The sequence below is a fragment of the Vreelandella neptunia genome, assembly GCF_022489065.1.
GTDB classification, from domain to species: domain Bacteria; phylum Pseudomonadota; class Gammaproteobacteria; order Pseudomonadales; family Halomonadaceae; genus Vreelandella; species Vreelandella neptunia_A.
The window spans coordinates 27,866-54,475 of record NZ_JAKVTW010000015.1; the positions used below are offsets into that span (position 1 = coordinate 27,866).

Sequence of the window (26,610 nt, forward strand, 5' to 3'; positions counted from 1 at the left end):
ATTAATAATCCTCGTACCAGCTGCGGCCATCTTGGGTAATCATGGCGATAGAGGCGACTGGGCCCCATGAGCCCGCCGGGTAGCGGCGCGGTGGCGTGTCGCGCTTTTTCCAGCCGTCAATCAGTTGGTCGCACCAGCGCCAGGCGTGTTCGATCTCATCGCGCCGAACGAATAGATACTGCTGCCCTTTCATCACTTCCAGCAGCAGACGCTCGTAGGCGTCGGGAATCCGCGATTTGGGGAAAGCACTGTTGAAGTCCAAATGCAGCGGCCCGGGGCGCAGGCGCATGCCTTTATCCAAGCCACTATCTTTGGTCAACACTTGCAGGGCGATGCCCTCTTCCGGCTGCAGGCGGATAATCAGCTTATTGGAGGCAATACCACGCTGATCCGGATCGAAGATATAGTGCGGCTGCTGGCGGAAGTGAATGACGATCTGTGAGAGCTTCTCCGGCATCCGTTTGCCGGTGCGCAGGTAGAACGGCACCCCCGCCCAACGCCAGTTAGACACCTCGGTTTTCATGGCCACGAAGGTTTCAGTCTGGCTTTGCGTGTTGGCCCCCTCTTCTTCCAAATACCCAGGCACAGACTGGCCGTCGCTATTGCCAGCGATATATTGACCGCGCACCACATCCCGGCCGAGCGCTTCGCCCACAAAGGGCTTGAGGGCTTTAAGCACTTTCACCTTTTCATCGCGAATCGCATCGGCATCCAGATTGGAAGGCGGGTCCATAGCGATCAAACACAGCAACTGCAGCAAATGGTTTTGCACCATATCGCGCAACTGTCCTGCTTCATCGAAGTAGCCCCAGCGCCCTTCTATGCCGACTTTTTCAGCAACCGTAATCTCCACATGGGAGATATTGTTCTGGTTCCACTGGGTGCCAAATAGCGGATTGGCAAAACGCAGTGCGATCAGGTTCTGGACGGTCTCTTTACCTAAATAGTGGTCGATACGGTAAATCCGCGACTCGGGAAATACCTCGCCAATGGCGTCGTTAATTTCAACCGAAGAGTCCAGGTCGTAACCGATGGGTTTTTCAACCACCACACGGCACTCATCGTCCAGGCTTTTACTGGCTTGAAGATGGCGGCAAATATCGCCGTAAATACGCGCGCCCACGGAGAGGTACACCACCATTGGACGAGGGGAGCCTTTGCGCCACTCACGAATAGCGTCATAACCATCGACACTGGAGAAATCGAGCTTTAAGTAATCCAAGCGAGCAAGGAAGCGCTCAAGGCTTTGCTTATCTTGCTCGCTGCTTTTTAGTCGCTTTTGCAGCGCCTCGTTGACCATTTTCCGAAATGACGCCACATCGTGCTCTTGGCGAGCCAGTCCCATAATGCGCGTGCTTTCAGGCATCAAGCCTTCACGATCAAGATGGTATAGGGCAGGAAACAGCTTACGCATGGCAAGATCACCCAGCGCCCCAAACAGTGCTAAATCGATAGCATGGTTGGGATCGCCCAGCGGTGCACTTTGGGAAGCATTGGACTGGCTCATCTTTGCTCCTATTTATAATTAGGTATCTAATGTAGTTAGATTACCTAAAATTTACCGTATTGAGGGCATTATACGCAACAATTCGTGTAATTTTACTACAAAATATGCGGCACGTGTCTATCAGCCGCCTGAGATACCCACTCTACCCCTCTAAAGCATGAATTTGACTAGTGGTAGTCGCGTCTTCACACGAATAATTCTTTAAACGGCTGGCTTTTTTACAGACTTTTTATGGAAGGGCATGTTCTCTTAGCGCATGCTTAAGAATACTAAATTGCGAGCTGGGTATATGACACCTTTTACACCGTGGTTTCATCGCAGTAGGGATGTGTATCGACACTGGGCGCCTGTTTTTAAAATCATGTCTGTCCTCTGGGTGGTGCTAGCGCTGTTCATGCTGGTGCCGCTAATGGTACTGCTCATTGAGAATGACCCAGATGCGCCCGCTTTTGGCGTTTCTGTGCTGATAGTGCTTAGTGCTGCCGCCATCACGTGGCTACTGACCTACCGAGCCTCGCTGGAACTCAAACCGTGGCAGATGTTTATTCTTACCGCTGCCAGCTGGGTCACCATTAGCGGTTTTGCCAGCCTGCCGCTAATACTTGGCGCTCCCCAGCTAACGTTTACCAATGCGGTATTTGAATCAGTCTCGGCGATTACCACTACGGGCTCTACCATCCTGGTGGGCATTGAGCACTTTTCCGACGGCTTAAAACTATGGCGAGGATTGATGCAGTGGATGGGCGGCATCGGCATTATCGTCATGGGCATTGCGATCCTGCCGTTCCTTAAAGTCGGCGGCATGCGGCTGTTTCATACAGAGTCTTCTGACTGGTCGGATAAAGTGATGCCCCGCACGGGCGGTATCGCTAAGGCGACGCTAACGATTTATGTCAGCCTGACCCTCGTTGCGATTTGTAGTTATTGGTTCGGTGGTATGACGCTGCTGGATGCCACCGTCCACGGCATGACCTCGCTCTCTACCGGCGGCTTTGCCAATTCCGATGCCTCTTTTGGCGCTTATAGCGAGCAACCATGGTTACTCTGGATGGCCAGTTTTTTTATGCTGAGCGGCGCTCTACCGTTTGTGCTTTATATCCGATTTTTACGCACATCACGCGATGCGCTATGGAAAGACCAGCAGGTACGTGGCCTTTTAAAACTGCTGTTGGCTGCAATTTTGGTACTCAGTGCTTGGCGGGTCATTCAAGGGGACCACTGGTTTGAGTCGCTTACCCACGTCACTTTTAACGTCATTTCAGTGGTGACCACCACCGGTTACGCTTCTGATGATTACACTCAGTGGGGAGCACTGCCGGTTGTTGCCTTTTTCTATCTGACTTTTATAGGCGGCTGCAGCGGTTCGACCAGTGGGGGGATGAAAATTTTTCGATTCCAGATTGCTACCTTAATGCTGCTCAATCAGTTGCGCTATCTAATCCATGCCAATGGCGTGTTTACCACCCGCTATAACGAACAGCCCGTCACTAGCGATATTTCACGCAGCGTGGTGGCGTTCTCATTCTTTTTCTTTATCACCATTGCCGCCCTAGCGCTGGGCCTTTCAGCGCTAGGATTGGATTTAGTCACGGCGCTTTCCGGTGCTGCTACGGCGGTCACCAATGTGGGGCCGGGGCTTGGCGATATTATTGGCCCAGCGGGTAACTTTGCCTCCCTGCCGGATGCTGCAAAGTGGCTGTTGTGTATCGGCATGCTGATGGGCCGTTTAGAGATACTCACCGTGGTGGTGCTGCTGACCCCGATGTTCTGGCGACGTTAAACGCCTGGATTCGTGGCAGCCTCGACCAATAAACGATACCCAACACCTGCCTCAGTTTGTAACAACGCAGGTGTTTGCGGGTCGTCCCCCAGCTTTTGTCTTAAGCGGCTAACGACGATACGTAAATAGTGGGTGTCATTGACGTGCGTGGGCCCCCACACTTCTTTTAGTAACTGCGTTTGCGTCATTACCCGACCGGCATAACGGCAGAGACGCTCGACGACGGCGTACTCTTTACGAGTCAAGTGAACTTCTTCATTACGAAGTGTGACGCGGCGCAACGCTAAGTCGATAACGAGCTCTTTACTGATGTAGTAGTTTGAGCTCGTCTCCCCTCTTGCCTGCTGAGAACGACGCAGCACGGCTCGTACGCGGGCGAGCATCTCCTGAATGCCGAAAGGCTTGGTGACATAGTCATTTGCGCCGTTATCAAGCGCTAGGACCTTCTCTTCCTCCCGCTCTCGCACGGAGACCACGATTACCGGCACCGCGCTGTGTTCGCGAATGGCGCTCAGCACCTGCTGACCATCCTGGTCGGGCAACCCCAGATCTAACAACACAACGTCAGGCGCTTGGGTATACACCGCCGCTAGGGCTTGCTCTCCATTCTCTGCTTCGATGACCTCATACCCCTGAGACGCTAAGCTGATGCGCAGAAAACGCCGTATTTGTAGCTCGTCGTCTACGATTAGGATTCGCCCGCTGCTCTCACTCTTCATCTATTCCTCGGGTTTCAGCGCCCAACAAAGGCAGTGTAATGATAATGGAGGTGCCATGGCCGTTCTCGCCGATATCGGCCTTGATAGAACCACCGTGCGCGCCAATCATGCCACGGCAAATAGCGAGACCTAAGCCACTACCATGAGCACTACGATCGCCATCGCCGCCGCTGTAAAACATATCGAAGACCTGCTCCCGCAGTTCGGCCGGTATGCCAGGGCCTTGGTCGGTGATGCTAATGACCATCACTGAGTGTCCTTCTTGCTGTGCTGTGTACGCTTTTATCAATAGCTCTCCGCCGGGTGGAGAGAATCGCTGTGCATTATCCAGCACGTTGACGATAGCTTGCTCCACCAGCGCAGGGTGCACATATAAAAGCGGTAACGATGATGGCCATTGCTTGCGAACCACCACGTGCTTAAGCGACTGACCCAGACGCTTAATGGCAGAATTAATGACATCATCGAACGACACCCAGTCACGTTCAATTTTCAGCGTACCGTGTCCCAAGCGCGTCATATCAAGCAGGTTTTGGATGTAGCGATTGAGGCGTTCGCCCTCCGATAAAATGCCGTCCAACAGCTCACGCTGATCGTCATCATTTAACTGCGGTTTAAGCTCAATCAGTGAGCTGGCAGCACCGATGATCGACGATAGCGGTGTGCGCAGATCATGAGATACCGAAGAGAGCAGCGCGGAACGCAACCGTTCATTCTCCTCAGAGACGCGGGTAGCGTTTAATTCTGACACTAAACGCGTTCTCTCCAGCGCCATACTCAGTTGCCGAGTAAGCGTATCAATTAATGACTCACTCTCCTGGGTAAGCATTGTCGGGCTGGCTGAGAGTTTTAGCGCCAGCATGCCAACTTTTTGTCCCTGCACCGTTAAAGGTAGTAAACGCCAGGCTTGCTTGCTCAGGGTCTGTGTACCGTGGCCGCTCGCTTTTTCGTGTTGCCAGCTCCAGACCGCCGCTTGTTTTGCCTGCATATCCAATCGTTCTGACTCAGGCCAAACGTACTCGATGCGTACGTCACTGGCGCTTTCTGCCGAGTCCATAAAAGCGATGGGTACCGCCAAGCAGCGCGCCAGTGTATCAACGCCAATTTTTGCCACCTTCGCACTGTCGGTCGCCGTGGATAGCTGTTCAGCGTAGCGCAGCAACAGCTGCGTTTGGTCCCGGCTGGCGCGTAACGCGACTAACCGCTGCCTTCCTCGCCCGGCTAACTGGCCGACCACCAGGGCCACCAGAAAGAAGAACACCACCGTGAGCAGTTGCCCCTGCTCTACCATGGCCAACGTCAACCGAGGCTCGGTGAAAAAGAAATTAAAGATCAGGAAGCCTACGACTGCGCTTAACATGGCCATGGTCGTGCCTGCCCATACCGCGCTAAACAGCACGGCCGATAGAAACACCAGCGACAGGTTAGCCAGCTCAAGCCAGGGTTCTAACAAGTGCGCGACGGCAAGCGCAGCGACAAGCGCCATGCCGCTTACCAGTATTCGCGGTAGCGATAGTGATAAAGGCGGTAAACGCTTATGCAAACGGCGCTTTGCCCCCGTTTGCGCTACCACAACCACATCAAATGCATCCGCATGCGAAACAAGACGCTGAGCCAGCGAACGCGACCAAAGGCGCCAGCAGCGATGGGCCTGCCTGCCCACCACAATCGTTGTTGCATTGATTGAACGGGCATAGTTGAGGATTTCAGCCAGTTGGCTATGCCCTTGAAGACGAAAGGCTTCACCGCCTAGCCTAGCGACTAAGCTAAAGGCATGCTCAATGGCCAGTTGATGTTCAGTGGATGCGCTGCCTTTATCAACGTATACCGCTCGCCAAACCGCCAAGCGACGCTCCGCCATGCGATGAGCCGAACGGATCAGGGTTAAATCGTCTTCACTGCCGTCTAACACCACCAGTAAATGTGGCCTTACTGGCCATGGGCCCTCTTTACCGCCAGCGCTCATCGCCACTTTAACGTCGGCATCAACGCGCTCCGCCATGGTCTGGATGGCCAGCTCACGCAGTGCGTTCAAGTTCGATTCGTTGAAGTACCCTTCCATGGCAGCCCGAGCCTGCTCGGGAATATACACTTTGCCGCGCCTTAGCCTCTCCAATAGTTCTTCTGGGGTTAAATCCACTAATGAGATATCGCGGGCGCGTGACAGCAACGCATCGGGTACGGTTTCCCGCATTCGAATACCGGTGATCCGCGCTACGTCGTCATTGAGACTTTCAAGGTGCTGAATATTAACCGTTGTCCAAACATCAATGCCTGCGTCTAAAAGCTCTTCAATATCCTGATAACGGCGAGGATGACGGCTACCCGGAATATTGCGATGAGCCAGTTCATCCACCAATAGAATGCTGGGGCGGCGCTCCAGCGCGGCGTCGAGATCAAATTCATAAAAGGTACGGGCGTGATGTTCGATAGGTGCTAACGGTAAGCGCGCTAGCCCTTCGCAGAGCGCCTCTGTGTCCTCGCGGCCATGGGACTCCACCACGCCAATCACAATATCATCACCCTCTTCGGCGCGCTCACGGGCAGTGCGCAGCATGGTGTAGGTTTTGCCTACGCCAGGAGCGGCACCTAAAAATACACGCAAACAGCCGCGCGCCTCTCGGCGCGCGGCTGTTAGCAATGCATTGGGATCGGGGCGTTGATCCGCTGAATACATTTAGCTACTCCACAGGGGTGACGGACGACGTGGTTGTGGCTGCTGGAAAACGCTCATCCAAACTCACATTCAACCGCAATACGTTGACCACGGGCGACCCCAGCCAGCCCGTGTTTTCAAGCGCTTGGTTGATCAGCTCAGTGACGCTAGCTTCGTCGATTTCACGCGCCTGCGCTACCCTGGCGACCTGTAATTCAGCGGCTGGCAATGAGATATGAGGGTCAATTCCTGATCCAGAGGCGGCGATTAAATCAATCGGAATTTGCTCAACGCTCACTCCTTCCCGCTGGGCGATGGCAGTCGCCTCTGTTTGGACACGCTCGCGGAGCGCTTGGTTACTGGGGGCTAGATTTGAACCTGAGACGCCGCCCGCATCGTTACCCGCCGCTGACGGGCGGCCAATAAAGTACTCGTCGCGGACAAAGGTTTGTGACACTAGGCGTGAACCCACGACCTGCCCTGACGTGTCCCGGATTAAACTGCCCTGGGCCTGGTCGGGAAATAGCCAGCCGCCTAGGCTGGTGGTAACAAAGGGATATACCAATCCTAGCAGTATTGCCATCACCGCCATAAAGCGAAGCGCGCTGCTCCAAGAGGCCTTATTTTGCAGCTCTTGCTCATGGAGCTCTTCGTCCTGGTCCGTTATTTGATGTGGCATATTCATGAGATCTCTCCTAAATGAACAGTGCAATGAGCATGTCGAACAGCTTGATGGCAGGGAACGGTAAAAGTAGGCCGCCAAGACCGTAGATCAGCAGATTACGGCGTAGCAGTTCCGTCGCTGATGCCGCTTTCACCGACACACCGCGCAGAGCGAAGGGAATCAAGGCAGGAATAATCAATGCATTGAACAGCACTGCTGCTAGCACCGCCGTCGTCGGCGAATGTAGGTTCATGACATCCAGCACGCCTAGCGCTGGGAAACTGGCCGCGAATAGCGCCGGCAATATCACGAAGTACTTAGCCACATCGTTAGCGAGAGAGAACGTTGTCAGCGCGCCACGCGTTATCAGTAGCTGCTTACCAATTTCAACCGCGCTGATTAGCTTGCCGGGATCAGAGTCCAGGTCGACCATATTGGCCGCTTCGCGGGCGGCCTGGGTGCCCGAGTTCATTGCTAGGCCAAGGTCGGCCTGGGCCAGTGCCGGTGCATCGTTGGTGCCATCACCTACCATAGCGACCAGGCGACCGCTAGCCTGCTCTTCACGAATTAATGCCAACTTTCGTTCAGGTGTAGCTTCAGCAATGTAGTCATCTACCCCAGCGGACGCGGCAATGGCAGCGGCGGTAATCGGGTTATCACCCGTGATCATCACGGTTTTGATACCCATGGCACGCAGCTCGGCAAACTTCTCTGCAATACCGCTTTTAATCACATCAGACAGCGCTATTACACCCAACACATGCCTATCTTCTGCTACTGCAATAGGCGTTGCGCCATCCCGGGAGATTCGCTCTATCACTTGGTTATAGTCGCCGGGTATCTCGCCTCCCTGGGCTTTTACCCAATCGGCAATGGCGTTTGGGGCGCCTTTTCTGAGCTGTCTTCCGTTAGTGAGATTGACGCCCGATAGCCGTGTTTCAGCGCTAAAGGCTTTGAAAGTGGCCCCCTCCGCTTCTTCACTAAGCTGGGGATCAACGCCCTGCTCCTTTGCCGACACAATAATTGAGCGGCCTTCTGGCGTGGGGTCGTCGAGTGAGGCAAGAAACGCCACGTCACGCACTCGCTGCTTTGACGCCTGCGAACAATTAGCGAATTCGGTAGCGCGCCGATCACCCAGCGTGATAGTGCCGGTTTTATCCAGCAGTAAGGTATCGATACTGCCCGCAATTTCGACGGCTTTGCCTGATTTAGCGACCAAATTAGCGCGCATGGCACGCTCCATGCCCGCAATTCCAATGGCCGGTAACAAGCCGCCAATGGTGGTGGGGATCAAGCATACCAACAGCGCCACCAGCATAATCGGTGAGGTTTCGACGCCCACAAAGGCCGCCATGGGCACCAGCGTGACCACGACTATCAGAAATACCAACGTTAGCATCGCCAGCAGCACCGAAAGAGCCAGCTCAGTGGGCGTTTTCTGACGACTGGCTCCTTCAACCAGCGCTATCATCCTATCCAACAGCGACTCGCCTGGGTTGGCACTGACCTCAATAATCAGTTGGTCTGAGAGCACCTTGGTGCCAGCGCTTACGCCGCTATTATCGGTGCCTGCTTCACGCAATACGGGAGCAGATTCACCAGTCACCGCCGACTCGTTGATCGAGGCCGCACCTTCCACAATTTCGCCATCTGCCGGGATGAGCTCACCCGCAACGACCTTTACCCGATCCCCCTTGCGCAGTGAGTCGGCCGTCACACTGCTGGTGCCGCCATGGGCGTTGAGCTTAACGGCTTTTAACTGCCCCTTGGTTTGGCGCAGCGCACCTGCATGTGCCTTACCACGTGACTCTGCCAATGACTCTGCCCCGGTTGCAAACAGCACGGTGGCAAGCAACAGCAAAGCGATGGTCAGCGCAAAACCGCCATTTTCACCTTGGGCAAAGGCGATAGGCGTGAGCCCAAAGCACACCACGGTGCCAATGGCCACCACCGCCATAACTGGGTTACGCGCCAATTGCCGCGGTGTCAGCCCTTTTATTGCCCCCACCGCTACCTGGCTGAAAGAGAGCGACTGCCGCGGCTGTTTAGCACCTTCTGTATATGACATCTCGTTTCTCCTAGAAACCTTGCACGACGGCTTCTGCAATAGGGCCAAGCACCAGCACCGGTAAAAAGCCGAGTAAGTTAACAATCACAATGACGCCTGCGGTTAAGCCCATAAAGGCTGGGCTATCGACTGGCAGCGTGCCGCGACCCGTCGGTGCTGTGCGCTTAACGGCTAGCCATCCAGCCACGGCTAGCGGCACCAGCATGGGTAAAAACCGACCAATCAACAGGGCCACTACACAGGTTAGATTCCACCACAAGGTGCCATCGCCAAGCCCTTCGAAGCCGGAGCCATTGTTGGCAAAGGCCGAGGTAAACTCGTAAAGCACTTGGGATAAGCCGTGAAAACCAGGGTTTGAGATTTGCGCGGCACTTGGCAGCGCCACCGTCAGCGCGGACAGTCCCAAAATGATTAGCGGCTGGGCAAGAATGGCGAGTGAAATCCAGCGTATCTCGCGCGTTTCAAGCGGTTTACCGAGCAGTTCAGGCGCCCTACCCACCATCAATGAGCCGACAAAGGCCGCCAACATGAGATACAGAAAGAAGCCGATCAATCCCACGCCAATGCCGCCAAACGTTACATTGACAAACATATCCATCAATAAAACCATGCCCCCCAAGGGGTTAAAGCTATCGTGCATGGCATTGACTGAGCCGTTGGATGTTTGGGTTGTCCAGCTCCCCCACAGTGCAGAAAGATCGGTGCCAAAACGCAGCTCCTTACCCTCTAAATTACCGGCAGTCTGGGCAAGCTCGGCGAACGCAGGGTTTGGCATGCGCTCTGAATAGACCACCAGCGATGTGGAGACCAGCGAGAACGCCAGCATCACGCAGCCAATGCCCACCATTAACCGGCGCCGCCCGGTCATCACGGCGATGGCGATTAACAATGCGATGGGGATCAGCGTTAGCGAGGCGGTTTCAATCACGTTCGCCAGCGGTGTTGGATTTTCAAGTGGCACACTTGAGTTGGGGCCATACCAGCCGCCACCGTTCGTCCCTAATTGCTTAATCGCCACCATGGAGGCCACTGGCCCAACGGGTATGGACTGCACTTCTTCCACCTGTGGATCCAGCATGTCTATCTGATGCGCAGCCTGATAACTGGCCGGCACGCCTTGCCATGTCAGCAGCAGTGCCACCACGGCAGCTAGCGGGAGTAGCACACGTACCACCGTGCGTGTCAGGTCATGATAGTAATTGCCTACGCCTTTTATCAGACCGCGAGGCTTAGCCATCAAAAGCGTTCTGGCGATCGCAATCAACACCGCCAGCCCTGTGGCAGGGGTTAGAAACTGCAGCGTCACGATGGCGAAAGTTTGGCTTAAATGTGAAAGCTGCGCTTGGCCTGAGTAGTGCTGCTGATTGGTATTGGTCGCAAACGATACGGCCGTATGCAGCGCTGTATCCCAGCGCATTCCTGGAATACCATCAGGGTTTAAGGGCAAAACACCCTGAAACATGAAGACGAACCAAGCCAACAGCACTAAACCGACATGCAGTTTCAAAATAGCCACCGCGTAGGCTTGCCACGTCATGGTTTGTTGGCTATTGATGCCCGCTAAGCGATAAATGGGCTTCTCGATCACCCCAAAGATGGTGTCTATTTGGCCCGGATGGACACTAAGTGCTTTGGCCATGTAGAGACCGAGGGGAATACATAACAGAGCGACTAACGCGTAAATAGCGACCATATCGTTCATCACGATCTCCTAAAAACGCTCGGGGCACAGTAGGGCGTAAAACAGGTACCCAGCCGTTACCGTGGCGATAATCAACAGTACGATATTCATGGAAGTGCCTCTTTTTATGGACACTTCGAGCTTAATGAGATAGCGCGTAAAAATTCGATGCTGATTACGGCCATAAGCGTTAAAAAGTCGTAAAAATATGGCCTTAAATCAGGTTCAGAGCAGATACAAGCCGACGCCCTCTCGACAGCTTCCCCTTGAATGAGCGAACATCGAGCTACCTTTACGCCAACACGGCTGTGTCATTAATGAAGATCATCATTCTCGGCGCTGGCCAAGTCGGCGGCACCTTGGCAGAACACCTCGCCCGCGAGGAGAACGACATCACTGTCGTTGATACCGATGCCAAAAAACTGCGCGACCTGCATACCAAGCTCGATATCCGCACTGTGACCGGGGCGGGCTCCTACCCCATTGTGCTGCGCCAGGCAGGCTGCGAAGACGCCGATATGCTGATCGCCGTGACCAGCAGCGATGAAATTAATATGATCGCCTGCCAGGTGGCCCATACGCTGTTTCGTACCCCGACCAAAATTGCCCGGGTGCGCGCTACGGCGTATTTAACCCGTAAGGGGCTGTTCGCCCACGAAGCGATTCCCATTGATGTACTCATCAGCCCCGAGCAGGTAGTCACCGACCACGTGCGCCGCCTGATCGAGCACCCCGGTGCGCTACAGGTATTGGAGTTTGCCGGTGGCCTAGTACAGCTGGTGGCGGTGAAAGCGTTCTACGGCGGCCCACTGGTGGGGCAGGATTTAGCCTTTCTGCGCCGCCATATGCCCAATGTGGATACCCGCGTAGCAGCGATCTACCGCCGCAACCGACCGATTATTCCCCGCGGCGATACGGTGATTGAAGCTGATGATGAGGTCTTCTTTCTCGCTGCAAGGCGGGATATTCGCGCGGTGATGAGCGAACTGCGTCGGGTCGAGCGGGATTTTCGTCGGGTGGTGATTGCCGGGGGTGGCAATATCGGCGAGCGACTCGCCGAGCATCTGGAACACAGCCATCAGGTCAAAATCATCGAGCACAACCTGGAGCGCTGCACCACGCTTTCTGAGCGCTTGGATCGCACCGTGGTGCTTCACGGCAGCGCCACCAGCAAGCGGCTGCTGGAAGAGGAGAACATCGAAGAGTGCGATATTTTCTGCGCGCTGACCAACGACGACGAGGTCAATATCATGTCGTCGCTGCTGGCCAAGCGTTTAGGGGCCAAGAAGGTACTAACGCTGATCAACAACGCCGCTTATGTGGATTTGGTACAGGGTGGCGAGATCGATATCGCCATTTCGCCCCAGCAGGCGACCATCGGCAGCCTGCTCACCCACGTGCGACGCGGCGACATCGTCAACGTCCACTCGCTGCGCCGGGGCGCCGCCGAAGCGATTGAAGCCATTGCCCATGGCGATAAACAGTCTTCTAAAGTGGTCGGCCGCACCATACGTGAGATCGATCTACCGGAAGGCACCACGATCGGCGCGATTGTGCGTGGAAAAGAGGTCATCATCGCCCATGGCGATGTGAAAGTGGAAAGCGGCGACCACGTGATTCTGTTTGTGGTCGACAAACGCCGCATTCGCGATGTGGAGCGCCTGTTCCAAGTCGGCTTATCGTTCTTTTAAAGACACTTTTAACAGGCGCTTTTAGAGTGATTAAATCTCGACAGCGCGACCAATAAACTCAATGGGGCCGGTGGGCAAACCGGTGGCCGAACCGGTTTCGTCTTCCAGCGTTAGCTCAAACAGCTGGTTATCTTCAAGCGGCGGCAACTGGTCTAAGCGCATCCGTATCGGTTGGCCTGGCTCCACTAACCCCAGTGATACCGGGGCCTGCCACTCATCCGCTTTGGTCCAGAACTCTAGCGCCTTCCCTTCAGGCACTTCGAACGTACCCAGCGGGATCAGCTCTATTTCCTGCCGCGACGATGCCTGAACTACCCAGCCCGCTGACTGTGTTTGCGGGGCAAGCAGAACTACCATGTACTCGGGGGTCGTCGGTTCGGTTACTTCGTTCGCCAACATCACGCCCATGACTAACGCCGCCGCCAAGCCAAATCCGGCAGCGCCACGCCAAAGGGGCAAGCTGTGTAGCATGCGCCGAGGCTTTGGGGGCACAACAGCAGAACCCGTACGTTGAGCGGACACTTCTCGTGCCTTCAAGCTGCGCTCAATACGTGGCCATAAATAATCGGAAGGTGTGACAGGGGTGGTGATAGCGGTATAAGGTAAAAAGCGCTCCTCCCAGGCCATCACGGCTTTTTGCAGTTCAGGTTCATTGGGTAACCGAGCTTCCAGCGCTTTGCGCTGCTCTAACGACAGTGTGCCTAGCACGTATTCACCCGCCAAGGCATGGTCATCTTCGCGTTCGTGATCATTAGGGCGGGTCATGCCATACACTCCCGTAAGCGCAGTAAACTGCGTTTTATCCAGGCTTTAACGGTACCGAGAGGTGCCCCAGTATGGGCAGCGATTTCCGCGTGACTGAGGCCATCGACATAGGCGTGAAGTACACAGTTACGCCGCTCGGGCTCAAGTTGCTTTAAACAGCTATCCATCTGCTGGCCGGTCTGCCAATCAAAGGCGTCGTCGGCAACATCAGCGTGCTGGAAATGTTCGTCCTGATCTAATTCGGTGGGGTCGTTGCTATCGAAGGTAATTTCACGGTTACGGTAACGAATAGCGTTTAATGCCAAGTGACGCGCGACACTATATATCCATGCTCGCGCTGACCCTTTATCAGGGTCGAAACTACCGGCGCGTTGCCAAATATTTAGGCAGGCATCGTGAACAATATCTTCCGCCATACCCCGATCTTTGACGATTCGTAATACCACACCTAACAGCTTGGCACCTTCGTGGACATAGAGTTGGTGCAAAGCGTCATGCTCGCCACGGGCACATTTCGCCAGTACGGCAGCATGATCGAATTCTGAAGACACGTCAGTCAAACCCTAGCTCCCTGGTGACGGCTCCGACGCCAGTCGTCGTGTTCACAGACAGCATAGCCGCTAGGGGCCCGACAGACGAGCCCCTAGCAGAATTAGACTTACTCAGCAGTCCAGAAGATGTAATCGGCTTGATAGGTAACAACGGCGGTAGCACCGTCGTGATCCATGTCGCAAGCTACATCAGGAGCGACACCGCCTTGGGTGTTCAAGCGCTGAATGTAACTAACGCCCGTCATTGCGCCTTCGCCTTCAGCAGGGTTGGCCTCAACAAGCTGGAGCGGAATGTTGCCATCGCCATTGGCGGCTGTGGCTAGCTGGGTACCGGTGATTTTTGAACCGTCCAACGCTTCCCATGTGGCTGGCGGGCCATAGTAGCTACCCACTTGGGTGCCATCGCTGTCGTTAAGCGCAGCGTGCGGGCCTTTAAATACCCAACCCATGTTGCCGTCGTCTTGGGTTTCACACATGTAAGTAATAGCGCCAACGCCAACTGTTTCGAGGGCGATGGTGTTGCCGTCCGGTACTTGGACATCCGCAGGCGTTTCGGCCAAAGCGGCATGACTGAAGGATGCAATCAGTGTGGCGGCCAAGGTAGCACGCGTTAGATGATGAAGTGTCATTTCAGTCTCCTAAAAGGGTTGTTATCAGCGGCCAAAAATGGCGGCTGTATAGTGAATACCCGCGAGACCTGTGATTGGATGCAGCTAATTAAAAATATTTTTTAAATTTTCATAATAAAAAAGCCCGCGACGGATCGCGGGCAAGGTGCACTGGAGAAGAAACGGTTACGTTAAAGAGCTCGTATGACTTAGAACCACACTTCTGTTTGGACGCCGAAGGTCCATTGGCCCCCGGTAAAGCCTTCGTTGCCAAGTGAGCTGGCGCCGTAATTATTAAGGTCGTCATCCCAGTCGCTGAAGGTGGTGAACAGGCGAATTTCAGGACGTTGCCAGAAGCCGCCGACTTCAGGCTTGAAGGTGGGCGCAATCGTGAACTTGCTGAAGCCGCCATCGACCGCGTTGCGGCCGCTATAACCTTGGGGATCTAGATCCATCCACTGATAGCCCGCCTCGTACTGCATCTCAAAGTTTTGGGTTAGCTCGTTAGCTAAGCGGACGTTAATACCCGCCCAGTTATACTTATCGCCCTGGGCGTAACGGTCTTCACTTGTTTCGGCCAAAATAGAGGGGGCGATGCGCCACTGAGGGGCAATGTAGGTGGTGCCGTAAACCGCCAAACGAGTGGCAGTGGCGTCATCGGTTAGCTCGCCTCTTGAACCTAGGCTTTTGGTTTCGGCACCCAACCCTTGGCCGTGAAGCACGGCCGCCTTGAAGTTACCTTCACCCATCCCGAAGAAGCTATCGCCGTGATAGGCAATCATGGTATGGAAGCCGGTATCGGCCGCGGTTTGGCCTTCTTCGATATCACGCTCGTCGTTGTCCGCAGCGGACATACCGTTGACCATCCACTGCCAGTTACCAAAGTAGTTATTCGAGGTCAGGATAAGGTTATCGGTATCGCCTTCAAGGCCCGGATTTTCACGGTCAACGATCGGGTAGTCGGCAAAGCTACGGCCGTAAATCGAGAGGTTGGACTTCCAGTTATCCGCCAATTGCATGTCATAGATACCGCCACCGGTACCCGCCAGGAAGATGACGTCACTATCAAGCCAATGAATATCGAAGTTATCCCGATCAAAGCGCTTACCGGCCCAGATAGAGGCGTTTTCAAATGCGCCGGTGAAGCTGGGAAGATCGCTAAATTCGGCAAACACCTGGCGCACGTTAAGATCGGACTCGCCACCGGTCCAGTCGTTGCTTGAAGTGGTACCGTCGGCAATCATGGTGCGGTAGAGCGCTTTGGCGCCGTTATCGAACTGCATACGGTAGTTGAAAATTGCTTCGGCGTAGGTATCAGGTTCATTGCCTAAGCGGCCAACGGCGCCACCCTCACCGCCCGCTGGAGTTAAGTAAGGCCCAGCGTTCTCGCTTTTGCCATCTTCGCCAATCAGCAGGCCTGAACGCGCATAAACGTTAAACGAGAACCCCTCTTCCCCATCGGTATAGCGCTCTACCCTCGCTAAACGCTCTTCAATTTCCGCACCACTTTCGGTAGTAACGGTTGTCGTTTGGGATTGCTCGGCGATCTCGGCACGGCGCTCGGCGGCATCTGCGCGCTGCTCTGCCGCTTCAATGCGGGCTTCCAACTCGGCAAAGCGCTGTTCCATGGTCATCTGAGCCGAAGCAACACCACTCATTCCTAAGCTGGCGGTGGCAATCGCAATTGCTAACGGCGTTTTAAAAGTCATTTTGTGCATTGTTTTGAGTACCCTATTGTTATTGGCTTTCGATTACTTGTTTTATGAGCATTTATCTTAATCGATTAAGATATACAGTTCAGAAATCCTCTTTTTGAGCATGGCGCACTTCCCTTCTATCATCGCTTGTCTACATAGGCATGCCGCTGGATTACCTTAAAGCGCTGCTAGGAAGGAAAGACAGGCAAAACTTAATCGATTAAGCTAATTATTACCAACGTCAAAATGCCGTTTAGCGACTAATGTCTAAGTAACTCATCAATGAGGGTAAGGTACTTCAATGTTGCTCAGTCCTCTATCATTGAGGAGGATCAGGAGAGTAAGCCGCTACTTTTAACTTTGCGTTTTAGAAACACCGGAATCCACATAGTTAATGAGTTGTATAAATATATTAACGTGCTTATTAACAAGAAGCTTACATATGCCTTGCCCGCAAAGGATGCACTGTGACTGACTACCGTCAAATGACACTCAAGGATCTTGCTCAGAAGCTCTGCGTCTCTACCGCGACGATCTCCAACGCCTTTAACCGCCCTGATCAACTATCCCCGGCCTTGCGCGAACGTATCCTTAAAGAGGCTAGACGGTTGGGATATCATGGCCCTGATGCCAAAGCGCGGAGCTTGCGCACCGGCCGCTCGCGGATTATTGCGGTGATTCTTGCTGAAAGCCTTACTTACAGTTTGAACGACGCTGTGGCCAGTGAGTTTTTATCGGGTGTCGCCGAGGTGCTCGACGCTCATGGGCATACGTTACTACTGCTGCCTGGGCGCGGCCATGCATCGCAACCACCAGGTTCAGCGAATATCGCAGATGGCTTTATCGCTTATGGACAAATGCCTAACAGTAAAGTAATTGATGACCTGCCCGCCCAGCGCACCCTGGTGGCAGTGGATTTTGATATTGAAGGATGCCCAACGGTTCATATCGATGACACAGCGGCCAGCTATAAAATCGCCCAGCATGCGCTTCGCTATTTGCCTAAACGACCAGCAATTATCAACCTGCGCATAACCCAGAAGGCGTGTAACGGACGCGTGACACCCGAGCACACGCTGCTGCCCAATACCAGCACGATCAGCCGCGCCCGCCTTGAAGGCTTTCATAGTGCGCTAATCGAACAAGCCGTGGATATTGATCAGGTACCGCTATGGAATATCGAGGAGAATACGTTTGAAGTTTGTTCACCTGTGATCGCCGAAATTCTCGACCAACCTCCCGAGCAACGGCCTGACCTGCTGCTGTGCATGTCAGACCGCATTGCACTTACGGTGCTAACACTTGCCGAGCAGCGCGGTATTCGGGTACCTGAAGACCTGCGCATCACAGGATTCGATGGTATTGCCGAGGGCCAGTACCGCGCTCCGCGATTAACCACAGTGCGACAAGATAGCGTGGGTAAGGGGCGGGTCGCCGCTCAGATGATTTTGGGTCGCATCCCTCTCGCCCAGCAGCTACTCGAAACAGAGCTGCTACTGGGCGATACCTGCCCTTAAAAAGGTATTACTTGGCAGTCGCCTGCATCGCCAGCGCGGTATCCAACATACGGTTGGAGAACCCCCACTCGTTGTCGTACCACGCCATGATTTTAACCAGGCGGCCATTAACGCGCGTGTGATTGGAATCAAAGGTCGACGAGTTGGCATCGTGGTTAAAGTCGATAGAGACCAAAGGTTCGGCGTTAACGGCGAGTACCGGTGAGTTAGCTGCAGCCCTCTCTACAATGGCATTGATCTCTTCTTTCTTGGTATCGCGGCTAGCGGTAAAAGTCAGATCCACCAGCGAAACGTTGATCACCGGCACACGAACTGCTAAGCCGTCAAACTTGCCAGCCAGCTCTGGTAGAACCAAGCCTACCGCTGCTGCAGCGCCGGTTTTGGTCGGGATCATTGAGTGGGTGGCGCTGCGAGCACGGTAAGGGTCGGAGTGGTAAACATCCGACAGGTTCTGATCGTTGGTGTACGCATGCACCGTGGTCATCAACCCATTCTCGATACCCACTGCATCGTTTAACGCTTTTGCCACCGGTGCTAAGCAGTTGGTGGTGCAAGAAGCGTTAGACACGACCGTATGCTCTGCGGTCAACACATCATCATTCACACCATACACAATGGTGGCATCGGCATCCGGGCTGGGAGCAGAAATCAACACGCGCTTGGCACCCGCTTCGATATGCTTCGCCGCCGCTTCGCGTTTGGTAAACAACCCGGTGCACTCCATCACCAGATCAATATTCATCGAAGACCACGGCAACTGTGCGGGGTCGCGCTCTGAAGAGATTGCAATACGATCACCATCAACCGTGATGCTCTCGGCGTCATGCTCTACCTTAAAAGGGAAATGGCCATGAACGGTATCGTGGCGCAGCAGGTGAGAATTTAACGAAGGATCGCCTAAATCGTTAATGGCAACGACCTGAATACGGTCAAGGTAGTTGTTCTCGTAAAGGGCGCGCAGTACATTGCGGCCAATACGGCCAAATCCGTTAATCGCAACTCTTATTGTCATGATAGCTCCTCAATTAATCAGTGGTAGCCAATGGCGTGTTTCGTAAAAAATTTACCAAAAATACGTACTTAAGCATCATAAAGTCGGAAAAAAACGTTTAAACCGCCTTGATAGGCTAGTAAATATCCAATATGTAGTAAAATTACTATATAAACACTGCCGTAGTCCAATACTAAAAAACCAATGTGATAAAGAGAGTAACGCTATGAGTGACGCACAACCGCCCCTTCAAGCTATCCGTACTCTGCAAGCGCGTAAGCGCATTGCGTTGATTGCCCACGATGGCAAGAAAAGCGAAATGCTCGAGTGGGCAACGCGCTGGCAAAGCACGCTCAGCCAACATGAATTGATCGGCACCGGCACCACCGCCGGGCGTTTAAAAACAGCATTAGGATTAAGTGTAGAAGGATTAATGAGTGGCCCACTGGGGGGCGACCAACAAATTGGCGCGCGCATAGCTGAACAGCGATTGGATGTGCTGATTTTCTTTTGGGACCCCTTCTCGCCCCAGCCCCATGACCCGGATGTCAAAGCGCTACTGCGCTTGGCCGCCCTATGGAATGTGCCCGTTGCCTGTAATGCGGCCACCGCTGACTTTCTGCTCTCCTCGCCCTACCTGAACGAAAGCTACGACATGTCGATCCCGGATGCTAACGCCTGGGCCCAAGCCAGAACGGTCTAGAGGACTAACTCATCAGGACTTAGTGTTTACCGGGTGTGCAGGTGGCGCGCCACTACCTGCAGCCCGCACTCGTAGTGGCCGTTCATTGCGGCCAATGCGCAGCTCAGCGTAAGCTCGGCAATACGGTCGTAGTCCTGCAGCGCTGAGTTGACCGGCTGAGGGAGAAAATCCAGCAGCCGATGATCGCCAAAGGTGGCCAAGCGGATATTTCCTGGCAAACCACCACGCTCCAAGAACACATCAAACACCCCTTCAAGCAGTGCGTATGACGCCGTCAAAAGCGCGTCAGCCCCGCCCTGTTCGTCTAATAGCAGTGCCGCTAAGCGTGCTCCTTCACTACGCTCATAACGCGCGCCACTTAAGATAAGCGGCTCAATATCGGTCCCGCTTAACGCCGCTTGAAAGCCGGCCCGCCGTTCGCTACTAATCGACAAATTCGGCATTGCCTCCAGCCACGCAACACGCTTGGTTGCCCCGCTAATTACTGAGCGAGTCAGCGTCTCGGCCGCTTCGCAGTCATTGCTCACCACGCTGGAAAATAGTGCTGGATTCAAACCGCGGTCCATTCCCACCACGCACCAGCCCTCGCTCACCAAATCGGCATAGAAAGTGTCGTCGCTGGGAAGGCAGCTGGCGGTGATCAATACCTCACAGCGTTGAGCACGCAGGGCCAGGGCAAGTGCTCGCTCACTCTCTGCACTGTCATCTGAGCTGACAATCAGCAACTGATAGCCCTGCTCACGGGCGCCGCGCTCCAAGCGCTTCGCTAAGCGTGCGTAACTGATGTTTTCCAAGTCGGGCACGATAAGCCCCAACAACCGGCTGGCTCCCCGACGCAGTGCGGCCGCCTGGGGGTCAATGTGGTAGCGGTGTTGCCGCACCACCGCCATCACTTTTTCAATGGTTGCCGCGCTGATGCGCCGCTGCTCGGCCTGGCCATTAATGACATAGCTAGCGGTAGTGCGTGAGACGCCGGCTAGCCGGGCAATATCGGCGAGTGTCATGCGGGTTCCCCTTGATGTGATCGGCCAGTTTATCAGCAAGTAAGCACTCATCAGACCAAAGTCTAAAAGCGTAAACCTTGTGTCATAAAGTGAATCGATTCAGCATAGCACCATATCTAGACTCAATGGCATAGATGAGCCGATAGAGATAACGCGGTTTATCTAGCTGGCATAACTGCCAATACATGATCACTTATGTACACGCCCTGGCACTCTATAAGCAGTACTTAGCTAAACATTGAGCTCCCCAGCGCGCGTTTACAGGAGAATACTATGTTGACACTCGGCCCCGATGACATTTTGCTAGGCCGCCATGCCGACAGCTGGCAAACCGCGCTGGACAGTGCCGCTGAAGCGCTGGTAGAGGCCGGATTGGTTGAGGCCGAGTACCGCGACGGCCTTCATGCCCGCGAAGCACAGTCATCCACGTTTTTAGGCAACGCCATTGCGATTCCCCACGGCACGCCTGAAAGTCGCCAGTTTGTGAAGCAAACGGGCGTGCGTGTGCTGCAGTTTCCCCAAGGGGTGAAGTGGCACGACGGCCAATTGGTGCATGTGCTGGTCACTATTGCCGCACAAAATGATGAACACTTGGATATCTTGCGTCAGCTCACCCACGTGCTGGATCGAGAAGGCGTCTCTGAGCAGCTGGCCAATGCCAGCTCCGCAGCCGATGTGGCGCGCCTGCTTTCCAAAACGGTTGTTGAGCCACGCCTGGATGCCGACACACTATGCGTCAACTTCCCTGCGCGCGATCCTCAAGAGCTGGCCCTGGCCGCGGCCGCCCGGCTGCGTCAAAGTGGCTGCGTCGATAACAGTTTTATTACAGCCATCGCCTCAGCGCAGCCGACCTGGTTAGGCAAAGGGCTGTGGCTGGCCAGCAGCTCTCAAGGGGTTAATCAGCCTGCATTAGGCGTCGCCACGCCTGCCGAGCAAGCCCTGCAAAGCGATGGCCACTCCGTGCATGCGCTGTTCTGCTTAGCTACCCAGGGTGATGCTCACCGTCCGCTGTTAGAGCAATTAATGGCACTGCTGGATACCGGTGCCAGCGACACACTGCTGAAAAGCAGCAGCGCTCAGCTACTCGCCCAATTGGCGGGTGAAACCGCCAGCACACAAACCCGTCGGGTGCGGGTGCTTAATCCCCATGGCTTACACGCCCGGCCTGCTAAACAGCTGGTGCAAGTTGCGCGTGCCCAGAGCATAGCCATTAATGTTCGCCTCGAAGAAGGCAGCGCCACGCCAGTCTCTGCGGCCAGCTTGACCAAAGTGATTGGCCTTGGCGCGCGTCGTGGTCAGTGGCTGGTGCTTTCAGCCGAAGGTGAGCAGGCAAGCTCATCATTAGAGGCCGTCGCCGAGGCTGTTGAATCGGGCCTGGGAGAGAAAGTAACGCCCTTTGATGGCGGCTTTGGTAGCACGCAGGAAGCGAGCACCTCTACACCGGCGGTTGAGCCTCTCGCTGCCGATACGCCCCACACCGGTGTGGCCGCCTCACCGGGTTTGGCCATTGCGCCAGTGTTTGTCATTCGCCCGATGCAGTTCGAGTACGCTGAGCACGCCAGCGATGCTGAGCACGAAATCAAGCGTTTGGATAGCGCGCTAAAAGAGGGCGCCGCCCAGCTGCACACATTGGTGCATAACGCCCCCGGTGGCGAAGTTGCCGATATTCTCTCGATGCATGAAGAGATGCTAGATGACCCGGAACTTCACCATGCAGCCACGGATGCTATCCGCGAAGGCCGTTCCGCAGAAGCGGGCTGGTGGGACGCGATTGAAACTGCCGCCCACGCACAGGAAATGCTTGCCGACCGCCTGCTGGCCGAACGTGCCGCCGACCTGCGCGACGTAGGACGCCGGGTATTGGGCGTACTCTGCGATGTGACGCTTCCAGAACCACCGGATCACCCTTACATTTTGGTCATGGACGATATCGGCCCTTCCGATGTGGCTCGCCTGGATACTTCTCGTGTGCGCGGCCTGCTCACCGTTCGCGGCGGCGCGACTGCCCACAGCGCAATCCTGGCGCGCGCGTTGGGTATTCCCGCCGTGGTGGGCGCTGGGCAAGCGGTAATGGCGCTTAACAACGCTAGCATGATGATTCTTGATGGCGATCGTGGACGGGTAACAACGCAGCCTTCAGAAGAGCGCTTGCAACGCGCTGAACAACAGTTGCTGGACCAACAGCAGCGCGAAGCTGATGCCTGGGAAAGCCGCTTTGAGATTGCTCAAACTCGCGACGGACACCGGGTCGAGGTCGCTGCCAACCTGGGCAACACTGCTCACGCTGCCGATGCGGTTGAGCGTGGCGCTGAAGGCGTTGGCCTGCTGCGTACTGAATTTCTGTTTATGGCCTATGCCAGTGCTCCGGACTTAGCAACGCAAATTGGTGAGTACCGCCAAGCAATTGAAGCTTTAGAGGGCCGCCCACTGGTAGCGCGCACCCTGGATGTCGGCGGCGACAAACCACTGCCCTACTGGCCGGTACCCCAAGAAGACAACCCCTTCCTGGGCCTACGCGGTATTCGTTTAGCGTTGACCCAACCCGAGGTACTCGAAACGCAGCTTCGCGCGCTATTGATGGCAAGTAAGGATAGCCCCCTGCGGATTATGCTGCCGATGGTCAAAGATATAGCCGAGTTCCGCGCGGTTAAAGTCATCTACGACCGCCTACTCCAAGAGATTCCTACTTCCCAGCGCGCCACCGATGTGCAGTTGGGGGTGATGATTGAAATCCCCTCCAGCGCGCTGCTGGCGCCAAGCCTCGCCGCCGAAGTCGATTTCTTCTCTGTAGGTACCAACGATTTGACTCAGTACACCCTGGCTATCGACCGAGGCCACCCGGAACTCTCTGCCCAAGCCGATGGTTTGCACCCCGCTGTGCTGCGTTTGATTCAAATGACCGTGGCGGCTGCTCACACCCAGGGCAAATGGGTCGGCGTGTGCGGCGAGTTGGCCTCAGACGCCGTGGCCATTCCGGTGCTGGTAGGGCTTGGCGTGGACGAGCTTTCTGTCAGCGCGCGGCAGATCCCGCTGGTCAAAGCCCGCCTGCGCGAGTTTGACTTCGCTGATGCCCAAGCCAGCGCTCAGTTAGCGCTTTCTCAAGCGACTAGCGATGAAGTGCGCGATGCATTGGAGACACGCTAATGGCACGCGTGCTATGCATTACCCTGAATCCGGCGCTGGATTTGGCGTTTAATCTTGAGTCGTTGGTGCTGGGTAGCGTGAACCGCCCCACCAGCGCCCAACTAGAAGCAGCGGGCAAAGGCGTTAACGTTGCCCGCGTATTGGCGGGTCTTGGCCATGACGTCACCGTCAGCGGCTTTTTAGGTGCCGATAACGACGCTCCCTTTCAGTTGGCATTTACCCAGCATTCCCTGACTGATGCCTTCGTGCGCGTGCCGGGGGAAACCCGTATTAATGCCAAAATCGCTGAGCAGAGCGGCCGCGTTACCGATATCAATGGCCCTGGCATGCCCATTAACGCCACACATCTACAGGCGCTGATCGACACGTTGGATGCCGAGCTTTCCGGGGCCACGCCACCCCAGGCGATCGTCGTGGCGGGCAGCCTCCCCCCTGGGCTGTCACTGGATGATTTCAGCGCGCTGTTAAACCACTTAATCGCTAGCGGCGTGCCGCTTTGGGTGGATACCAGTGGTCCGGCCCTTAATACAGCAATCGCATCCCAGCCTTCAGGTGTTAAGCCAAATGAAAGCGAGCTAGAAGACTGGGCGGGCGAAACCCTTGACTCAACGCAAGCCCGGTTGGCTGCAGCACAGCGGCTACATCACAGCGGTATCGCCAATGCGCTTGTTTCAGCCGGGGCCGACGGTGTGCTGTGGGTGAGCGCTCAAGGTGCTTGGCACGCCAGCCCACCCAAGGTTACGGCTACCAACACCGTTTGTGCTGGCGATACCTTTGTCGCGGGCATGCTCCACGGCTTGCTAACTCATCAGAACGGCCAGCACGATCCTGAACAGACGCTGCGCTTTGCTACCGCACTCTCGGCCGAGGCCGTGCGCCACGTTGGCGTGGGCAACCCCCACGCTGCCGATTTTGACTCACTCCAACAACACACCCGGATACGGCGTCTTGATGACACCATCACCGAGGGAGCCACGCTATGAATATTATTCTGATTACCGCCTGCCCCAGCGGCATGGCGACCACCTTCCTCGCGGCTAAGCGCCTGGAACAAGCCGCCCAGCGTCAAGGCTGGTCGGTACACGTTGAAATGCATAGTGAAATCGCGCCACTGCAGGCTGCTACTGCTGAACAAATTGCTAACGCTGATTTGATCGTGGTCGCCGCCGATCACGTGCCTGCCCCAGAGCGCTTTGAAGGCAAACGGCTATTCCAAGCACCGATTGCCAGCGCGCTCCCCGACCCTAGCGGTTTTCTGGCCCAGGCCAAGCGTGAAGCGCCGATTTACAGCGCGCCTGCCGCGCCTGCAACTTCCGTTTCTAACGCTTCAAGCAGCGCGGGTGGCCAGAAAATCGTTGCCGTCACCGCCTGCCCCACCGGCGTCGCCCACACCTTTATGGCCGCCGAAGCGCTCTCGGAAGCAGGTAAAGCCATGGGCCACGCCATTCGCGTGGAAACCCAAGGCTCGGTGGGCGCACAGGATAAGTTGACGGATGAAGAGATCGCCAACGCCGACATAGTCGTACTGGCCTGCGATATCGACGTTGACCCATCGCGGTTCGCAGGCAAGCGCATCTACCGCACCTCGACCGGCAACGCGCTGAAAAAGCCCCGCCCCACCCTTGAAGCCGCTATAGAGAGTGGCAGCAACAGTGTGGGCAGCGCTAATAAGAGCGTAAAAGAGAAAGGCGTTTATAAGCATCTGCTCACCGGAGTTTCTTTCATGCTGCCGATGGTGGTGGCAGGCGGTCTGCTGATTGCGCTCTCCTTTGTATTCGGTATTGAAGCCTTTGAGCAGGAAGGCACCCTGGCTGCGGCGCTAATGCAGATCGGCGGGGGCACCGCCTTTGCGCTTATGATTCCGGTGCTGGCTGGCTATATCGCCTACTCCATTGCCGATCGCCCCGGCATCGCGCCGGGTATGATTGGCGGCATGCTGGCGGCTAATATCGGCTCCGGCTTTATCGGCGGCATTTTGGCAGGTTTCCTGGCAGGCTATGTGGCGCTGGCGGTGACTCGCTACGTCAAACTACCCTCCAGCGTTGAATCTCTTAAGCCGATTCTGATCATTCCGTTGGTAGCCAGCTTAGTTACCGGCCTGACCATGATCTACGTGATTGGCGAACCGGTCGCGGCGCTACTTAATGCGCTGACCAGTTTCCTGGAATCCATGGGCTCCACCAATGCGGTACTGCTGGGTATTCTGCTGGGCGCCATGATGTGCTTTGACCTGGGTGGCCCGGTCAACAAAGCGGCTTACACCTTTGGCGTAGGCCTGCTCGCCTCGGAAACTTACGGCCCCATGGCGGCGATTATGGCGGCAGGTATGGTGCCTGCCATTGGTATGGGCATTGCCAGCTTTGTCGCGCGCAACAAGTTCTCGGCACCGGAGCGGGAAGCGGGCAAAGCATCCTTTGTACTCGGCATGTGTTTTATCAGTGAAGGCGCGATTCCCTTTGCGGCAAAAGACCCGCTACGCGTTATCCCCGCCTGTATCGCAGGGGGTGCGCTCACCGGCGCTCTATCGATGCTGGTAGGTGCAAAGCTGATGGCGCCTCACGGCGGCATCTTTGTACTGCTGATCCCCAACGCCATCACCCCGGCGCTGCTCTACCTTGGGGCTATTGTGGCTGGCTCTTTGGTCACAGGGTTAGGCTATGCGTTTATCAAACGCGGGGCAGCCCAGGTGGCGGTTGCTACCTAACAGCTGACGTTACCCTGTTTGGGCCGGCAATCATGCCTGCCCAAACAAATACGTAGCTTTACGCAATTAATGCAAGTCTAAGCACAAATACCCTCTACTCCTCGCCGCTTTTTATGTAGTATTTTTTCATCACGCCAAATTTAGTTTGCCATTCGGTTCT

20 protein-coding genes are annotated in these 26,610 nt (G+C 55.3%); 7 read left to right on the plus strand and 13 right to left on the minus strand.

Going from position 1 to position 26,610, the window contains the following annotated elements:
• Position 1: 1 nt before the first annotated feature.
• Entirely contained in the window at positions 2-1,507 is a 1,506-nt protein-coding gene (gene zwf, locus MLE19_RS16960) for a glucose-6-phosphate dehydrogenase (RefSeq protein WP_240719312.1), read from the minus strand.
• 289 nt (positions 1,508-1,796) lie between these two features.
• Here zwf and MLE19_RS16965 point away from each other — a divergent pair, with 289 nt between their 5' ends.
• Positions 1,797-3,287: a TrkH family potassium uptake protein gene (locus tag MLE19_RS16965; RefSeq protein WP_240719313.1), complete on the plus strand. Its 1,491-nt coding sequence runs from the start codon at positions 1,797-1,799 to the stop codon at positions 3,285-3,287.
• On the opposite strand, the gene MLE19_RS16970 is transcribed toward MLE19_RS16965, so the two are convergent.
• Genes MLE19_RS16970 through kdpF form a run of 6 tightly spaced genes read right to left on the minus strand, consistent with a single transcriptional unit; the run spans position 3,284 to position 11,186 of the window.
• Positions 3,284-4,006, minus strand: a complete 723-nt coding sequence (locus MLE19_RS16970; RefSeq protein ID WP_240719314.1) for a response regulator — start codon at positions 4,004-4,006, stop codon at positions 3,284-3,286. The two genes, MLE19_RS16965 and MLE19_RS16970, sit on opposite strands and share 4 nt — an antisense overlap.
• Positions 3,996-6,683, minus strand: coding sequence for a sensor histidine kinase (locus tag MLE19_RS16975; protein ID WP_240719315.1), 2,688 nt, complete (start codon positions 6,681-6,683; stop codon positions 3,996-3,998). Before MLE19_RS16975 ends, MLE19_RS16970 begins: the two co-directional genes overlap by 11 nt.
• 4 nt (positions 6,684-6,687) lie before the next feature.
• A complete protein-coding gene (kdpC, locus tag MLE19_RS16980) occupies positions 6,688-7,347 on the minus strand; it encodes a potassium-transporting ATPase subunit KdpC (protein ID WP_240719316.1) in 660 nt (219 codons plus the stop codon).
• A gap of 10 nt (positions 7,348-7,357) precedes the next feature.
• A complete protein-coding gene (kdpB, locus tag MLE19_RS16985) occupies positions 7,358-9,394 on the minus strand; it encodes a potassium-transporting ATPase subunit KdpB (protein WP_240719317.1) in 2,037 nt (678 codons plus the stop codon).
• A 10-nt stretch (positions 9,395-9,404) separates the two neighbouring features.
• On the minus strand, positions 9,405-11,096 hold the full coding sequence (kdpA, locus tag MLE19_RS16990; protein WP_240719318.1) for a potassium-transporting ATPase subunit KdpA: 1,692 nt from the start codon (positions 11,094-11,096) through the stop codon (positions 9,405-9,407).
• Between the two features lie 9 nt (positions 11,097-11,105).
• Entirely contained in the window at positions 11,106-11,186 is an 81-nt protein-coding gene (gene kdpF / locus MLE19_RS23230; protein WP_425356816.1) for a K(+)-transporting ATPase subunit F, read from the minus strand.
• A 206-nt stretch (positions 11,187-11,392) separates the two neighbouring features.
• Here kdpF and trkA point away from each other — a divergent pair, with 206 nt between their 5' ends.
• Positions 11,393-12,766 (plus strand): Trk system potassium transporter TrkA, encoded by a 1,374-nt coding sequence (gene trkA / locus MLE19_RS16995; protein WP_240719319.1) that lies wholly within the window; start codon positions 11,393-11,395, stop codon positions 12,764-12,766.
• Positions 12,767-12,796: 30 nt separating this feature from the next.
• Here trkA and MLE19_RS17000 read toward each other — a convergent pair whose 3' ends face one another.
• The 4 genes from MLE19_RS17000 to MLE19_RS17015 form a co-directional block, all read right to left on the minus strand.
• Positions 12,797-13,531, minus strand: coding sequence for an anti-sigma factor (locus MLE19_RS17000; protein WP_240719320.1), 735 nt, complete (start codon positions 13,529-13,531; stop codon positions 12,797-12,799).
• Positions 13,528-14,082, minus strand: a complete 555-nt coding sequence (locus MLE19_RS17005; RefSeq protein ID WP_240719396.1) for a sigma-70 family RNA polymerase sigma factor — start codon at positions 14,080-14,082, stop codon at positions 13,528-13,530. The genes MLE19_RS17000 and MLE19_RS17005 overlap by 4 nt, the downstream gene beginning before the upstream one ends.
• Positions 14,083-14,189: 107 nt before the next feature.
• Positions 14,190-14,711 (minus strand): DUF3455 domain-containing protein, encoded by a 522-nt coding sequence (locus MLE19_RS17010; protein WP_240719321.1) that lies wholly within the window; start codon positions 14,709-14,711, stop codon positions 14,190-14,192.
• 188 nt (positions 14,712-14,899) lie between these two features.
• Positions 14,900-16,408 (minus strand): carbohydrate porin, encoded by a 1,509-nt coding sequence (locus MLE19_RS17015; protein ID WP_240719322.1) that lies wholly within the window; start codon positions 16,406-16,408, stop codon positions 14,900-14,902.
• A 446-nt stretch (positions 16,409-16,854) separates the two neighbouring features.
• Between MLE19_RS17015 and MLE19_RS17020 the strand changes: the two genes are divergently transcribed.
• Complete coding sequence (locus tag MLE19_RS17020) at positions 16,855-17,904, plus strand: LacI family DNA-binding transcriptional regulator (RefSeq protein WP_240719323.1); 1,050 nt, start codon at positions 16,855-16,857, stop codon at positions 17,902-17,904.
• Positions 17,905-17,911: 7 nt separating this feature from the next.
• Here MLE19_RS17020 and gap read toward each other — a convergent pair whose 3' ends face one another.
• Positions 17,912-18,916, minus strand: coding sequence for a type I glyceraldehyde-3-phosphate dehydrogenase (gene gap / locus MLE19_RS17025; protein ID WP_240719324.1), 1,005 nt, complete (start codon positions 18,914-18,916; stop codon positions 17,912-17,914).
• A 205-nt stretch (positions 18,917-19,121) separates the two neighbouring features.
• On the opposite strand from gap, the gene MLE19_RS17030 reads away from it, so the two are divergent.
• On the plus strand, positions 19,122-19,598 hold the full coding sequence (locus MLE19_RS17030) for a methylglyoxal synthase (protein WP_240719325.1): 477 nt from the start codon (positions 19,122-19,124) through the stop codon (positions 19,596-19,598).
• Between the two features lie 26 nt (positions 19,599-19,624).
• Here MLE19_RS17030 and cra read toward each other — a convergent pair whose 3' ends face one another.
• On the minus strand, positions 19,625-20,602 hold the full coding sequence (gene cra, locus MLE19_RS17035) for a catabolite repressor/activator (protein ID WP_240719326.1): 978 nt from the start codon (positions 20,600-20,602) through the stop codon (positions 19,625-19,627).
• Between the two features lie 273 nt (positions 20,603-20,875).
• On the opposite strand from cra, the gene ptsP reads away from it, so the two are divergent.
• The 3 genes from ptsP to MLE19_RS17050 are packed head-to-tail and all read left to right on the plus strand — an operon-like array spanning position 20,876 to position 26,450.
• Positions 20,876-23,746 carry a phosphoenolpyruvate--protein phosphotransferase gene (gene ptsP, locus MLE19_RS17040; protein ID WP_240719327.1) on the plus strand — a complete coding sequence of 957 codons (2,871 nt, stop codon included), beginning with the start codon at positions 20,876-20,878 and terminating at the stop codon, positions 23,744-23,746.
• Positions 23,746-24,729: a 1-phosphofructokinase gene (gene pfkB / locus MLE19_RS17045; RefSeq protein ID WP_240719328.1), complete on the plus strand. Its 984-nt coding sequence runs from the start codon at positions 23,746-23,748 to the stop codon at positions 24,727-24,729. The genes ptsP and pfkB overlap by 1 nt, the downstream gene beginning before the upstream one ends.
• Positions 24,726-26,450 carry a PTS fructose-like transporter subunit IIB gene (locus tag MLE19_RS17050; RefSeq protein ID WP_240719329.1) on the plus strand — a complete coding sequence of 575 codons (1,725 nt, stop codon included), beginning with the start codon at positions 24,726-24,728 and terminating at the stop codon, positions 26,448-26,450. The genes pfkB and MLE19_RS17050 overlap by 4 nt, the downstream gene beginning before the upstream one ends.
• The last annotated feature ends 160 nt before the right edge of the window (positions 26,451-26,610 follow it).